At 45.2% G+C, this 12,428-nt stretch carries 26 protein-coding genes; all 26 read left to right on the top strand.

The window, feature by feature from the left end; translation table 11 throughout:
• The first annotated feature begins 1 nt into the window (after position 1).
• The 26 genes from rplD (at position 2) to rpsM (ending at position 12,424) form a co-directional block, all read left to right on the top strand.
• On the top strand, positions 2–625 hold the full coding sequence (gene rplD / locus MKY87_RS12130; RefSeq protein ID WP_017692076.1) for a 50S ribosomal protein L4: 624 nt from the start codon (positions 2–4) through the stop codon (positions 623–625).
• Positions 625–915: a 50S ribosomal protein L23 gene (gene rplW / locus MKY87_RS12125; RefSeq protein ID WP_017692077.1), complete on the top strand. Its 291-nt coding sequence runs from the start codon at positions 625–627 to the stop codon at positions 913–915. Before rplD ends, rplW begins: the two co-directional genes overlap by 1 nt.
• Before the next feature lie 30 nt (positions 916–945).
• Entirely contained in the window at positions 946–1,776 is an 831-nt protein-coding gene (rplB, locus tag MKY87_RS12120; protein WP_017692078.1) for a 50S ribosomal protein L2, read from the top strand.
• A 71-nt stretch (positions 1,777–1,847) separates the two neighbouring features.
• Positions 1,848–2,126, top strand: a complete 279-nt coding sequence (gene rpsS / locus MKY87_RS12115; protein ID WP_062836183.1) for a 30S ribosomal protein S19 — start codon at positions 1,848–1,850, stop codon at positions 2,124–2,126.
• Between the two features lie 35 nt (positions 2,127–2,161).
• Positions 2,162–2,494 carry a 50S ribosomal protein L22 gene (gene rplV, locus MKY87_RS12110; protein ID WP_024633583.1) on the top strand — a complete coding sequence of 111 codons (333 nt, stop codon included), beginning with the start codon at positions 2,162–2,164 and terminating at the stop codon, positions 2,492–2,494.
• Between the two features lie 15 nt (positions 2,495–2,509).
• Positions 2,510–3,175: a 30S ribosomal protein S3 gene (gene rpsC, locus MKY87_RS12105; RefSeq protein WP_076216858.1), complete on the top strand. Its 666-nt coding sequence runs from the start codon at positions 2,510–2,512 to the stop codon at positions 3,173–3,175.
• Positions 3,176–3,177: 2 nt separating this feature from the next.
• On the top strand, positions 3,178–3,612 hold the full coding sequence (rplP, locus tag MKY87_RS12100) for a 50S ribosomal protein L16 (RefSeq protein ID WP_017692082.1): 435 nt from the start codon (positions 3,178–3,180) through the stop codon (positions 3,610–3,612).
• Positions 3,602–3,799, top strand: coding sequence for a 50S ribosomal protein L29 (gene rpmC, locus MKY87_RS12095; RefSeq protein ID WP_017692083.1), 198 nt, complete (start codon positions 3,602–3,604; stop codon positions 3,797–3,799). Before rplP ends, rpmC begins: the two co-directional genes overlap by 11 nt.
• A gap of 48 nt (positions 3,800–3,847) precedes the next feature.
• Positions 3,848–4,114: a 30S ribosomal protein S17 gene (gene rpsQ / locus MKY87_RS12090; protein WP_017692084.1), complete on the top strand. Its 267-nt coding sequence runs from the start codon at positions 3,848–3,850 to the stop codon at positions 4,112–4,114.
• Positions 4,115–4,148: 34 nt separating this feature from the next.
• Positions 4,149–4,517 (top strand): 50S ribosomal protein L14, encoded by a 369-nt coding sequence (gene rplN / locus MKY87_RS12085; protein WP_017692085.1) that lies wholly within the window; start codon positions 4,149–4,151, stop codon positions 4,515–4,517.
• A 39-nt stretch (positions 4,518–4,556) separates the two neighbouring features.
• Positions 4,557–4,910 (top strand): 50S ribosomal protein L24, encoded by a 354-nt coding sequence (gene rplX, locus MKY87_RS12080; RefSeq protein WP_017692086.1) that lies wholly within the window; start codon positions 4,557–4,559, stop codon positions 4,908–4,910.
• A 32-nt stretch (positions 4,911–4,942) separates the two neighbouring features.
• On the top strand, positions 4,943–5,485 hold the full coding sequence (gene rplE / locus MKY87_RS12075) for a 50S ribosomal protein L5 (RefSeq protein WP_338588647.1): 543 nt from the start codon (positions 4,943–4,945) through the stop codon (positions 5,483–5,485).
• A 73-nt stretch (positions 5,486–5,558) separates the two neighbouring features.
• Positions 5,559–5,744 (top strand): type Z 30S ribosomal protein S14, encoded by a 186-nt coding sequence (locus MKY87_RS12070; RefSeq protein ID WP_013312154.1) that lies wholly within the window; start codon positions 5,559–5,561, stop codon positions 5,742–5,744.
• Between the two features lie 32 nt (positions 5,745–5,776).
• On the top strand, positions 5,777–6,175 hold the full coding sequence (rpsH, locus tag MKY87_RS12065; protein ID WP_017692088.1) for a 30S ribosomal protein S8: 399 nt from the start codon (positions 5,777–5,779) through the stop codon (positions 6,173–6,175).
• A gap of 30 nt (positions 6,176–6,205) precedes the next feature.
• On the top strand, positions 6,206–6,748 hold the full coding sequence (rplF, locus tag MKY87_RS12060; RefSeq protein ID WP_017692089.1) for a 50S ribosomal protein L6: 543 nt from the start codon (positions 6,206–6,208) through the stop codon (positions 6,746–6,748).
• Between the two features lie 117 nt (positions 6,749–6,865).
• Positions 6,866–7,234 (top strand): 50S ribosomal protein L18, encoded by a 369-nt coding sequence (gene rplR, locus MKY87_RS12055; protein ID WP_017692090.1) that lies wholly within the window; start codon positions 6,866–6,868, stop codon positions 7,232–7,234.
• Between the two features lie 27 nt (positions 7,235–7,261).
• Complete coding sequence (rpsE, locus tag MKY87_RS12050; protein WP_017692091.1) at positions 7,262–7,759, top strand: 30S ribosomal protein S5; 498 nt, start codon at positions 7,262–7,264, stop codon at positions 7,757–7,759.
• A 13-nt stretch (positions 7,760–7,772) separates the two neighbouring features.
• Positions 7,773–7,958, top strand: a complete 186-nt coding sequence (rpmD, locus tag MKY87_RS12045) for a 50S ribosomal protein L30 (protein ID WP_017692092.1) — start codon at positions 7,773–7,775, stop codon at positions 7,956–7,958.
• 43 nt (positions 7,959–8,001) lie between these two features.
• Entirely contained in the window at positions 8,002–8,442 is a 441-nt protein-coding gene (rplO, locus tag MKY87_RS12040) for a 50S ribosomal protein L15 (RefSeq protein ID WP_340964585.1), read from the top strand.
• On the top strand, positions 8,442–9,740 hold the full coding sequence (gene secY, locus MKY87_RS12035; RefSeq protein WP_047841120.1) for a preprotein translocase subunit SecY: 1,299 nt from the start codon (positions 8,442–8,444) through the stop codon (positions 9,738–9,740). Before rplO ends, secY begins: the two co-directional genes overlap by 1 nt.
• Before the next feature lie 90 nt (positions 9,741–9,830).
• Entirely contained in the window at positions 9,831–10,475 is a 645-nt protein-coding gene (locus MKY87_RS12030; protein WP_036607188.1) for an adenylate kinase, read from the top strand.
• 3 nt (positions 10,476–10,478) lie between these two features.
• Positions 10,479–11,231: a type I methionyl aminopeptidase gene (gene map / locus MKY87_RS12025; protein WP_036607191.1), complete on the top strand. Its 753-nt coding sequence runs from the start codon at positions 10,479–10,481 to the stop codon at positions 11,229–11,231.
• Between the two features lie 10 nt (positions 11,232–11,241).
• Positions 11,242–11,550, top strand: coding sequence for a KOW domain-containing RNA-binding protein (locus MKY87_RS12020; protein ID WP_091039171.1), 309 nt, complete (start codon positions 11,242–11,244; stop codon positions 11,548–11,550).
• 3 nt (positions 11,551–11,553) lie between these two features.
• Positions 11,554–11,769, top strand: coding sequence for a translation initiation factor IF-1 (gene infA, locus MKY87_RS12015; protein WP_017692098.1), 216 nt, complete (start codon positions 11,554–11,556; stop codon positions 11,767–11,769).
• A 152-nt stretch (positions 11,770–11,921) separates the two neighbouring features.
• Entirely contained in the window at positions 11,922–12,035 is a 114-nt protein-coding gene (rpmJ, locus tag MKY87_RS12010) for a 50S ribosomal protein L36 (protein ID WP_003333770.1), read from the top strand.
• A 20-nt stretch (positions 12,036–12,055) separates the two neighbouring features.
• Positions 12,056–12,424 (top strand): 30S ribosomal protein S13, encoded by a 369-nt coding sequence (gene rpsM, locus MKY87_RS12005; RefSeq protein WP_062329455.1) that lies wholly within the window; start codon positions 12,056–12,058, stop codon positions 12,422–12,424.
• Positions 12,425–12,428: the final 4 nt, after the last annotated feature.

Below are 12,428 nucleotides of genomic sequence, written 5' to 3'. Positions count from 1 at the left end.
AATGCCAAAAGTATCAGTTTACAATGTAGATGGTAGCCAAGTAGGCGAAGTTGAATTGAACGATGCGGTTTTCGGAATTGAGCCGAACCAACACGTTCTGTACGATGCAGTTCTTATGCAACGCGCTTCCCTTCGTCAAGGTACCCACAAAGTAAAAGGACGTTCTGAAGTACGTGGCGGTGGACGTAAGCCTTGGAAACAAAAAGGTACAGGTCGCGCTCGTCAAGGTTCAATTCGTTCACCACAATGGAAAGGCGGCGGTATCGTATTTGGTCCAACACCACGGAGCTATGCGTATAAACTGCCTAAGAAAGTTCGCCGCTTGGCGATCAAATCAGCCCTTTCATCCAAAGTGCTTGACAATGACATTATCGTTTTGGACGCTCTCACATTGAGCACGCCTAAAACTAAAGAATTCGCAGCCATCTTGAGTAACCTCAAAGTGGGACGTAAAGCTTTGATCGTAGCTCCTAGCTATGATGATAATGTAGCTCTTTCCGCACGGAATATTCCAGGCGTGAAATTCGTAGCTGCTGACGGCATTAATGTTCTTGACGTGCTTTCGCACGACAAATTGATCATTACGAAAGAAGCAGTTCAGAAGGTAGAGGAGGTGCTCGCGTAATGAAGGATCCTCGTGATATTGTAAAACGTCCGATTATTACGGAACGTACTGCTGACATGATGAACGACTTGAAATATGTATTTGAAGTCGATATCCGTGCAAACAAAACCGAGATCAAAAAGGCAGTAGAAGCTATTTTCAATGTAAAAGTGAAAAACGTGAACACGCTTCGTGTTCCAGCTAAGCCGAAACGGTACGGACGTTATTCCGGATATACTAGCGAATGGAAAAAAGCGTTTGTAACGCTGACAAAAGACAGCAAAACGCTTGAGTTCTTTGAAACAGTATAATTGAATTTTTGAAGTAAGGAGGGAAACCCAGTGCCAATCAAAAAGTATAAACCAACATCCCCGGCAAGACGGAACATGTCCGTTTCTACATTTGAGGAAATCACCACAAATCAGCCGGAGAAATCGTTGTTGGCCCCGTTGAGCAAACAAGCAGGCCGCAACAACCAAGGTAAAATTACAGTTCGTCACCATGGTGGTGGACACAAACGTAAATACCGTATCATTGACTTCAAACGTACTAAAGATGGAATACCGGGCCGCGTTGCTACGATTGAGTATGACCCGAACCGTACATCCAACATCGCTCTGATTCACTATGCTGATGGTGAGAAACGTTATATCATCGCTCCTAAAGGTTTGAAAGTTGGAGATCAAGTATTCTCCGGACCTGAATCAGACATCAAAATCGGTAACGCACTGCCACTCGAAAACATTCCAGTAGGTACTGTTATCCACAACATCGAGTTGAAACCAGGTAAAGGCGGACAATTGGTTCGTGCTGCTGGTACAGAAGCTCAATTGCTTGGTAAAGAAGAAAAATACGTTTCCGTTCGTCTCTCTTCCGGAGAAGTTCGTCGTATTTTGAAAGTTTGCCGCGCGACAATCGGATCTGTTGGTAACCAAGACCACGAGCTCATCAAAATCGGTAAAGCCGGTCGTAGCCGTTGGTTGGGTAAACGTCCTGAGGTTCGTGGTGTAGTAATGAACCCTAACGATCACCCACACGGTGGTGGTGAAGGTCGTGCTCCAATCGGACGTAAATCGCCAATGTCACCATGGGGTAAACCTACTCTTGGTTACAAAACGCGTAAGAAAAATAAAGCTTCTGATAAATACATCATTCGCCGCCGCACGAAGTAATACACATTGTGCATAACTTCGTGAGGCATCTGCGGATGCATAATAGCTACGTTTGAAGGGAGGATCTCCACATGGGTCGCAGTTTGAAAAAAGGGCCATTCATTGATGGCTACATGCTCAAAAAGGTAGAAGAGATGGAAGCTTCAGGTAAGAAGAACGTAATCAAAACCTGGTCCCGTCGTTCTACAATTTTCCCACAATTCATCGGACACACATTTGGCGTTTACGATGGTCGTAAACACGTGCCAGTGTATGTAACTGAGGACATGGTCGGACACAAACTGGGTGAGTTCGCTCCAACCCGTACGTACAAAGGCCATACTGATGATGATAAGAAAACAAGAAGATAAATGAACATCTTTAATGTTTGAGAGGAGGTTACACAATGGAAGCAAAAGCACATGCTAAGTTTATCCGGATTGCTCCTCGTAAAGTTCAACTCGTTGTTGACTTAATTCGCGGCAAGCAAGTAGGTGAGGCGGTTGCCATTCTCCGTCACACTCCGAAATCCGCTTCTCCAATCGTTGAGAAGTTGCTTAACTCCGCTATTGCGAATGCGGAACATAACTATTCTTTGGATGTTAACAACTTGGTTATCTCGCAAGCTTACGTGAACCAAGGACCGACAATGAAACGTTTCCGCCCTCGTGCAATGGGACGTGCAAGTCGTATTAACAAACGTACTAGCCACATTACTTTGGTGGTATCTGAGAAGTAGAAGGAGGGGAAATGTGTGGGCCAAAAGGTAAATCCAGTCGGACTCCGTGTCGGAATTATCCGTGACTGGGAATCTAAGTGGTATGCAGGCAAAGACTTCGGTGATCTTTTGATGGAAGACGTGAGAATTCGTGAATTCCTGAAAAATAAATTGAAAGACTCCGCTTTATCTCGTGTAGAAATTGAGAGAGCGGCTAACCGCGTAAACGTAACGATTCACACTGCTAAACCAGGTATGGTTATTGGTAAGGGTGGTTCGGAAGTTGAAAATCTTCGTAACCAAATTACGAAAATTGCTGGCGGTAAAAAAGTACACATCAACATTTCTGAAATTAAGAACCAAGACTTGGACGCTGTTCTTGTAGCTGAAAGCATTGCACAACAATTGGAACGTCGTGTTTCTTTCCGTCGTGCTCTGAAACAAGCAATTCAAAGAACTATGCGCTCCGGTGCTAAAGGTATCAAAACTCAAGTAGGCGGACGTCTTGGCGGTGCTGAGATCGCACGTTCTGAAGGCTACAGCGAAGGAACTGTTCCACTGCACACACTGCGTGCTGACATTGACTATGGTACAGCAGAGGCTCATACTACTTACGGACGTATCGGCGTAAAAGTATGGATCTATCGTGGAGAGGTTCTTCCTACGGCTAAGAAACAAGCTGCTAAGGAAGGAGGCAACTAATCATGTTGGTACCAAAACGCGTAAAACACCGTAAGCAACAACGTGGACATATGAAAGGCCAAGCTAAAGGCGGAACGACTCTGAACTTTGGCGAATACGGTCTGCAAGCTACGGAACCGGCTTGGATTACGAACCGTCAGATCGAAGCGGCTCGTATTGCGATGACTCGTTACATCAAACGTGGTGGTAAAGTTTGGATCAAAATTTTCCCAGACAAACCAATCACTCAAAAGCCTCTCGAGGTTCGGATGGGTAGCGGTAAAGGTAACGTAGAAAAATGGGTTGCAGTAGTGAAACCAGGTAAGATCATGTTTGAACTTGCTGGTGTACCGGAGGAAATTGCACGCGAAGCAATGCGTCTTGCCGCTCACAAACTGCCAATCAAAACGAAGTTCGTGAAACGTGAAGAATTGGGTGGTGAAGCAAATGAAAGCTAGTGAATTTCGCAACCTAACCTCTGCTGAAATCGAGCAAAAGATTGCCGGATTTAAAGAAGAACTCTTTAACCTCCGCTTTCAATTAGCTACCGGTCAGCTGGATAACCCGACTCGCATCCGTGATGTGCGGAAAGAAATAGCTCGTGCTAAAACCATTATCCGTGAGAGAGAATTGGGAATCGGTTAATTAGGGATAGGATGGACAATCCGTCCGTAATCAGGAAGGAGGCCAACAATGAGCGAAGAACGTAACGCACGTAAAGTGCAAACTGGTAAAGTGGTCAGCGATAAAATGGACAAAACAATTGTTGTTGCTGTAGAAACTTACAAAAAACACAACTTGTACCATAAACGCATTAAGGTTACTAAAAAATTCAAAGCACATGACGAAGAAAACACTGCGAAAATCGGTGACACGGTGAAAATCATGGAGACTCGTCCGCTTTCGAAAGATAAACGCTGGAGACTTACTGAAATCGTAGAAAAAGCGGTTATCATCTAATGCTCAGCAGCACTGCTGAAAGGAGGAATACTAAATGATTCAACCATTTACACGTTTGACTGTGGCTGACAACTCCGGTGCGAAGGAACTGATGTGTATCCGCGTACTCGGCGGTACGGGACGTCGTACAGCTCAAATCGGTGATCTGATCGTTTGTTCTGTTAAACAAGCAACACCAGGCGGCGTTGTCAAAAAAGGTGATGTAGTTAGAGCGGTTGTCGTTCGTACGAAACGTTCTGTACGTCGTAAAGACGGTTCCTACATCGGTTTTGATGAAAATGCAGCGGTTGTTGTAAAAGACGACAGAAGCCCACGTGGAACACGTATTTTCGGACCAGTTGCTCGCGAACTTCGCGATAAAGACTTCATGAAAATCGTTTCCTTGGCTCCAGAAGTTATCTAAAGCTTAATCTCGTGATGTTAGAAACAGGAGGTGTACGAAATGCCAAGAGTGAAAAAAGTTCTGGAATCCCATAACAACAAACTTCACGTTAAGAAGGAAGATACGGTTATGGTGATCAGCGGTAAAGACAAAGGTAAAAAAGGCCGTGTCATCGCTGCTTATCCTCGTGAGAACCGCGTCCTTGTGGAAGGTGTTAACATGGTGAAAAAACACCAGAAGCCTAACCAGCAAAATCCGCAAGGCGGCATTATCGAGAAGGAAGCTCCGATTCACGTTTCCAACGTAATGCACATCGATCCGAAGAGCGGAAAAGTAACCCGTGTAGGTTACAAAGTTTTGGATAACGGAAAGAAAGTGCGCGTTGCTAAACGTTCCGGAGAAATTATCGACTAATTGAACCGAATGAGAAAGGAGGGCTATGATTCATGGCATCAAGAATGAAAGAACGTTACCTGCAAGAAATCGCTCCTGCTTTGATGCAGAAGTTTAACTATACAACGGTAATGCAAGTGCCGAAAATCGAGAAAATCGTTATCAACATGGGTGTGGGCGAGGCTGTTCAAAACTCCAAAGTGTTGGATTCCGCAGTAAACGATTTGCAACTGATCGCAGGTCAAAAACCTGTAATCACTCGTGCAAAAAAATCTATCGCAGGATTCAAACTGCGTGAGAATATGCCTATCGGTGTTAAAGTAACATTGCGCGGCGAGCGTATGTACTTCTTCCTCGATAAACTGTTCAACGTTACGCTTCCTCGTGTCCGCGACTTCCGCGGTGTATCGAGCAAAGCTTTCGACGGACGTGGTAACTACACGCTGGGTCTGAAAGAACAACTGATCTTCCCAGAGATCGAGTATGATAAAGTTGATAAAGTCCGCGGTATGGATATTGTCATCGTAACAACGGCGAAAACAGACGAAGAGTCCCGCGAATTGCTCACGCAAATGGGAATGCCTTTCGTTAAGTAATGTTGGCATAACGTTTCCGGGTGTCTGGAAAGACTCCCTTTTCTCCGAAATTATTTAGGAGGTGTCAGGCTAAGTGGCAAAAACTTCGATGAAAGTTAAACAACAACGTACACCTAAGTTTAAAGTACGTGCATATACACGCTGTGAGCGTTGCGGACGTCCACATTCGGTCCTGCAAAAGTTCAAAATTTGCAGAATTTGTTTCCGTGAATTAGCTTATAAAGGCCAGATCCCTGGCGTGAAAAAAGCAAGCTGGTAAAAAGTCCTGAACGGGAAGGAGGTTAACTCACAATGACTATGTCTGATCCAATTGCAGATATGCTTACTCGTATTCGTAACGCGAACACTGTTCGTCACGAAACGGTAGAAATGCCTGCTTCGACAATGAAAAAACAAATCGCAGATATCCTGAAGCGTGAAGGTTTCATCCGTGACGCTGAAGTTATCGATGATAACAAACAAGGGATTATCCGTGTTTTCCTGAAATACGGTCAAAATAACGAGCGCGTTATCACTGGTCTGAAAAGAATCAGTAAACCTGGTCTTCGTGTTTACACGAAAAGCAACGAAGTACCTCGTGTACTTGGTGGCCTGGGAATCGCGATCATCTCGACATCTAAAGGTATCATGACGGACAAAGAAGCTCGTCAATCGAAATCCGGCGGAGAAGTCGTTTGCTACGTTTGGTAATATAACGTCACAAGATAGGAGGTGCAACATATGTCTCGTATTGGTCGCAAACCAATCACAGTACCAAGTGGTGTAGACATCACCCTGGACAACACCGTTATTACGGTAAAAGGACCAAAAGGAACTTTGACTCGTGAGCTTCATAAAGACATGAAGGTTACAGTTGAAAATAACGAAATCACAGTTGTGCGTCCTTCCGATAACAAAACTCACCGTTCTTTGCACGGCACAACGCGTAGCGTTGTAAACAATATGGTGAGCGGCGTTACTGAAGGATTCGCGAAATCTCTGGAATTGGTTGGGGTCGGATATCGTGCAAGCAAATCCGGAGATAAAATCGTTCTAAACGTTGGTTACTCTCACCCGGTTGAAATTACACCGGAAGCGGGAATTGAATTCGAAGTACCTTCGAATACAAAAATCATCGTTCGCGGAATTGACAAAGAGCGTGTAGGTGCTTACGCTGCTAAAATCCGTTCCGTACGTGAACCTGAGCCGTACAAAGGTAAAGGTATTAAATATGAAGGCGAGCGTATCATCCGTAAGGAAGGTAAAGCCGGTAAGAAGAAATAAGATTTCTCTTACCGCCTTTGCGCGGCTTTCGGCTTGCTTGCTTCGTGTGTTTCTAATATACCCCGTGGCTTCTGCTTTGAAGCCAGCGAGGTAACCTGAAAGGAGTGAATCTTTGAGATGATTACGAAACCAGATAAAAATAAGGCTCGTCTGAAAAGACACCTTCGTGTTCGTAAGAAAATCCAAGGAACGGCAGCACGTCCTCGTTTGAACGTATTCCGTTCTGGTAAACATATGTATGCTCAAATCATCGATGATGTTGCTGGTGTAACAATCGCTTCTGCGTCTACTGTAGACAAAGAATTGAGCACTGACATCAAAAATGGTGCATCTGTTGAATCAGCTCGTAAAGTTGGCGAACTCGTTGCTAAACGTGCTAAAGATAAAGGTGTTTCCAACATCGTATTTGACCGTAGCGGTTATCTGTACCATGGTCGTATCGCAGCATTGGCTGAAGCGGCTCGTGAAGCAGGACTTGAGTTTTAAGATATTTTTCAAAAGGAGGTTAACGACTTGCGTGTAGATCCGAATACTTTGGAACTGACTGAAAGAGTTGTAAATATTAATCGCGTAGCTAAAGTAGTAAAAGGCGGACGCCGTTTCAGCTTTAGCGCACTGGTTGTAGTCGGCGACGGCAACGGCTGGGTTGGAGCTGGTATCGGTAAAGCGGGCGAAGTACCTGATGCAATTCGCAAAGGTATTGAAGACGCTAAGAAAAACCTTGTACACGTTCCACTCGTAGGAACATCGATTCCTCACTTGGTAACAGGTAAGTTCGGCGCAGGACGCGTGCTGTTGAAACCAGCATCTGAAGGTACTGGTGTTATCGCTGGTGGTCCTGTACGTGCGGTTCTCGAACTTGCTGGTGTAGGTGACATTTTGACAAAATCTCTGGGTTCTTCGAATTCCATGAACATGGTCAATGCGACTTTGGAAGGTTTGTCCCGTTTGAAGCGTGCTGAAGACGTGGCTAAACTGCGCGGAAAATCCGTCGAAGAGCTTCTGGGTTAAGGAGGGAATTCTCATGGCTAAATTAGAAATTACCCTCGTCCGCAGTTTGATCGGACGTCCGGAGACGCAAAGAACAACTGTGAAAACATTGGGTTTGCGCAAAATCAATAGCAAAGTGGTACAAAACGATAATCCTGCCATCCGTGGTATGATTAACAAAGTAAGCCACTTGGTTGCTGTTAAAGAAGTAGAAGCTTAAAAACGGGTTAATCCCACAAATCTTTAAGGAGGTGCAACGAACGATGAAGTTACATGAGCTTTCACCATCTCCTGGATCCCGCAAAGAACGTAAACGTCTTGGTCGCGGTCCAAGTAGTGGTACAGGTAAAACATCAGGTCGCGGTCACAAAGGACAAAACGCTCGTTCTGGCGGTGGAGTACGTCCAGGCTTCGAAGGTGGACAAAATCCATTGTATCGTCGCTTGCCAAAACGTGGTTTTGTAAACCCAACTCGCAAAGAATATGCAGTTGTGAATACTGAAGACCTGAACAGTTTTGCTGCGGGTACTGAAGTAACTCCAGAATTCTTGATGTCGAATGGCGTAGTTAAAAACGCTAAATCCGGAATCAAAATCCTGGGTAACGGTGATGTCACTGTGAAGCTGACTGTTAAAGCTAACAAGTTTTCTCAATCTGCTATTGAGAAAATTGAAGCTGCCGGCGGTACAACTGAGGTGATTTAATGTTCAAGACCCTAAAGAATATCTGGCGGGTTGAAGATCTGCGCAAAAGGGTATTATTTACCCTTTTTGTACTGATCATTTACCGCATCGGCTCCTTTGTTCCCGTACCGGGAGTTAACAAAGATGTGTTCGAAGCGACAAATTCTGCGGGTAAAGAAGTTTTTGGACTTCTCAATACGTTCTCGGGTGGAGCGCTCTTCCAGTTCTCGATATTTGCGCTCGGGATCGTGCCTTACATCACTGCGTCTATCATAGTACAGTTGCTTTCCATGGACGTTATTCCTAAATTAGCGGAGTGGGCAAAGCAAGGTGAACAAGGTAAGAAGAAATCTGCACAGTTGACCCGTTATTTAACCATCGGGCTGGCACTGATTCAAGCGTTTGGTACGTCGATCGGATTCAACCGCTTGTACAATACAGAGATGGTGCCTAACGCTACATTTGCAGATTATATCTTGATCGCGATTGTACTTACGGCCGGTACTTCATTCCTGATGTGGCTTGGTGAGCAGATCACCGAGAAGGGCATAGGAAACGGGATTTCGATCTTGATCTTTGCGGGTATCCTATCTACGGTGCCTAACATTATCAAACAAACGATCGAATCTGACTTCATTCAACCTGACCAACTGTTTATGAATATTCTTAAAGGTGTTATCATCGCAATTGTTATTGTGTTGATCATCATAGGAGTCATTTACATTCAGCAGGCGATTCGGAAAATTCCTGTACAGTACGCTAAACGTGTCGTAGGTAACAAAATGTACGGTGGACAGAATACACATATCCCGCTGAAAATTAATGCAGCAGGTGTTATCCCTGTCATCTTTGCTTCATCGCTGTTGATGTTCCCAACGATCATCGCCAACTTCTGGGCAGATCGCCTCTGGGCACAGTGGATCGGACAGAACCTGACTACACACAAACCTCTGGGTATGTTGCTGTATGTCGTGATGATCTTCGGTTTCACATTCTTCTATACTTTTGTACAGATGAATCCACAGCAGATGGCTGATAATATGAAAAAGAACGGCGGTTACATCCCAGGCATTCGCCCGGGTAAAGCAACCGAGAAATATCTGACCCGTGTCATGACTCGTTTGACAATGGCCGGAGCCATCTTCTTGGCAGTCATTTCCGTTCTGCCTGTATTCTTAGGGGCACTTTCTGGTTTGCCTCAATCTGCGCAAATTGGAGGAACATCCCTCCTGATCGTTATCGGTGTTGCGCTGGATACGATGAAGCAAATCGAAAGCCAATTGATCAAACGCCACTACAAAGGTTTTATCAATAAATAGGCAATAGGTACCGGTCGAGTGAAGATTTACTTGCCGGCACCTATTGTGCTGTTTGTTGATGTAGGGTAGTCTTGGAGGGAGTGACATAACGTGAACATCCTATTCATGGGCCCTCCGGGGGCAGGAAAAGGAACGCAAGCAGACGTCATCGTGAAAGAGTTCGGTATTCCCCATATTTCAACAGGCGATGCATTTCGTCTCGCGATCAAACAGGGAACTCCCATTGGCATGAAAGCCAAGGAATATATGGATCAAGGATTGCTTGTACCAGATGATGTAACCATTGGCATCGTTGAAGAACGTTTGCAGCAGCCTGACTGCAGAGAAGGTTTCCTCTTGGACGGATTTCCAAGAACCCTTTCGCAAGCAGAAGCGCTCGATGGCATTCTGGATCGATTGAACTCAGGTCTCGATCATGTAATCAACCTGAAAGTGGATCGCAACAAATTGCTGGCTCGTTTGACGGGGCGTCGAATTTGTAAAAACTGTGGTTCCACTTATCATGTGGTATTCAATCCGCCTAAGCAGGAAGGTATTTGTGATAAATGCGCTGGTGAGTTGTATCAACGCTCTGATGATAATGAAGAGAGTGTAGGTACACGACTGGACGAGTATATCAACAAAACAGCACCACTCCTCACGTTCTATGAGACTAAAGGTCTTCTTCGTCAAATGAACGGAGAACAGGATATCGATCAAGTTTCTCAAGAAATCGTGTCCTTACTGAGAGGTTAATTGATGATCATTGGTAAGTCCGAAACGGAACTGGGCTTGATGAGGGAAGCAGGGAGAATTGTTGCGGAAACGCATCGTCTCTTGGCAGAGCATATCGCTCCCGGTATTACGACTGGAGAACTTGACCATATGGCAGATCAATATATCCGCAGTCAAGGAGCTGTGCCGTCTTTCAAAGGTTATAACGGTTTCCCTGCCAGTGTGTGCGCTTCAGTCAATGAAGAGTTGGTACATGGATTTCCCGGCAAACGCAAGTTGAACGAGGGCGATATCGTTACGTTTGACATTGGCGCGCAGTACCAGGGGTATCATGGAGATTCCGCCTGGACTTATCCGGTCGGCCGTATTTCCGAAGAAGCCCGTCGTCTTCTGGACGTTACCGAGGCTTCGTTATACGCAGGTCTGGCGCTGGTGAAACCGGACGTTCGCTTGTTTACAATATCTCATGCGATTCAGAAATATATTGAAGATGAAGGGTTCTCCGTAGTTCGTGAATATGTCGGTCACGGCATAGGCGCAGATCTGCACGAAGAACCACAGATTCCGAACTATGGTCTTCCCGATCGGGGACCACGGCTTAAAGCGGGCATGGTGCTGGCCATAGAGCCGATGGTTAACGTAGGTAGACGGTATGTGAAAACGTTGGAAGATAACTGGACTGTCGTCACGGTTGATGGTAAGTTATGTGCCCACTTTGAACACACCGTAGCAGTTACACCAGATGGTATGGAAATTTTCACGAAACTGAATGCGTAGGTGATGAGGCATGAACAGTCAGTCTAATCCGCAGCTCGGTCAACTTGTGAAGATCCGTAAAGGCCGCAATGCGGACCAAGCCGCAGTAATTGTTGCTATAGCGGACAGTAAGTTCGTATATATTGCGGATGGAGACAAACGTAAGTTTGATCAACCTAAGAAGAAGAATCTTCTTCATCTTGAACTCCAGCCCATGATTAGCAGCGAGGTTGTGAACAGTTTAAACGAGAGTGGTCGGGTGACAAATGGAAAGCTCCGTTACGCGGTTCATTCATTTCTGGAATCCACCAACATTCAAGCTGAAGAGAAAGGAGACTGACTAATGGCCAAGGAAGATGTCATTGAAGTGGAAGGTACGGTTCTCGAACCGCTACCGAATGCAACATTCAAGGTTGAGCTTGAGAACGGTCATCAAATTCTCGCTCACGTTTCCGGAAAACTGCGGATGCACTTTATCCGTATCCTGACTGGAGACAAAGTAGTTGTTCAGTTGTCGCCTTATGATTTAACAAAAGGTCGCATAACTTACCGTAAATAGTAGTAGACAGTTGCAATGAACTGTGAAGCTTATGTAGCGGGTTTTGCCCGGCAAAACTTGCGAAAGCTTCGAAGCCGGTTTTACAATAGTAGAACAAGGTCAATGCTTACGAAGAGGGTTTTGCTTAGCAAAACTTTGAGGAGGTAATTCACATGAAGGTAAGACCTTCGGTCAAGCCGATTTGCGAAAAATGCAAAGTCATTCGCCGCAAAGGGAATGTTATGGTTATCTGTGAAAATCCGAAACACAAACAAAAACAAGGTTAAAGAAGGGGGTGTAGCGTAAAATGGCACGTATAGCTGGTGTGGATTTGCCACGTGATAAGCGCGTTGAGATCGCCTTGACTTATATTTTCGGAATCGGTAAAACGACTTCCCAGAAAATTCTGAGCACAACAGGCATCAATCCGGACACTCGTGTTCGTGATTTGACGGAAGATGAAGTCAGCAAATTGCGTGAAAGTATCGATAAAGAGGTCAAAGTAGAAGGTGACCTGCGTCGAGAAATCTCTTTGAATATTAAACGTTTGACGGAGATCGGTTGTTACCGTGGAGTTCGTCATCGTCGTGGTCTGCCTGTTCGTGGACAACGTACGAAAACGAATGCTCGTACTCGTAAAGGTCCTCGTCGTACAGTAGCGAACAAGAAGAAATAATAAG

Source organism: Paenibacillus sp. FSL R7-0198 (genome assembly GCF_038000415.1).
In the GTDB taxonomy this organism is placed as follows: domain Bacteria; phylum Bacillota; class Bacilli; order Paenibacillales; family Paenibacillaceae; genus Paenibacillus.
The sequence above is the reverse complement of the archived record's forward strand: the minus strand, read 5'-3'. Positions and strand labels throughout refer to the sequence as shown.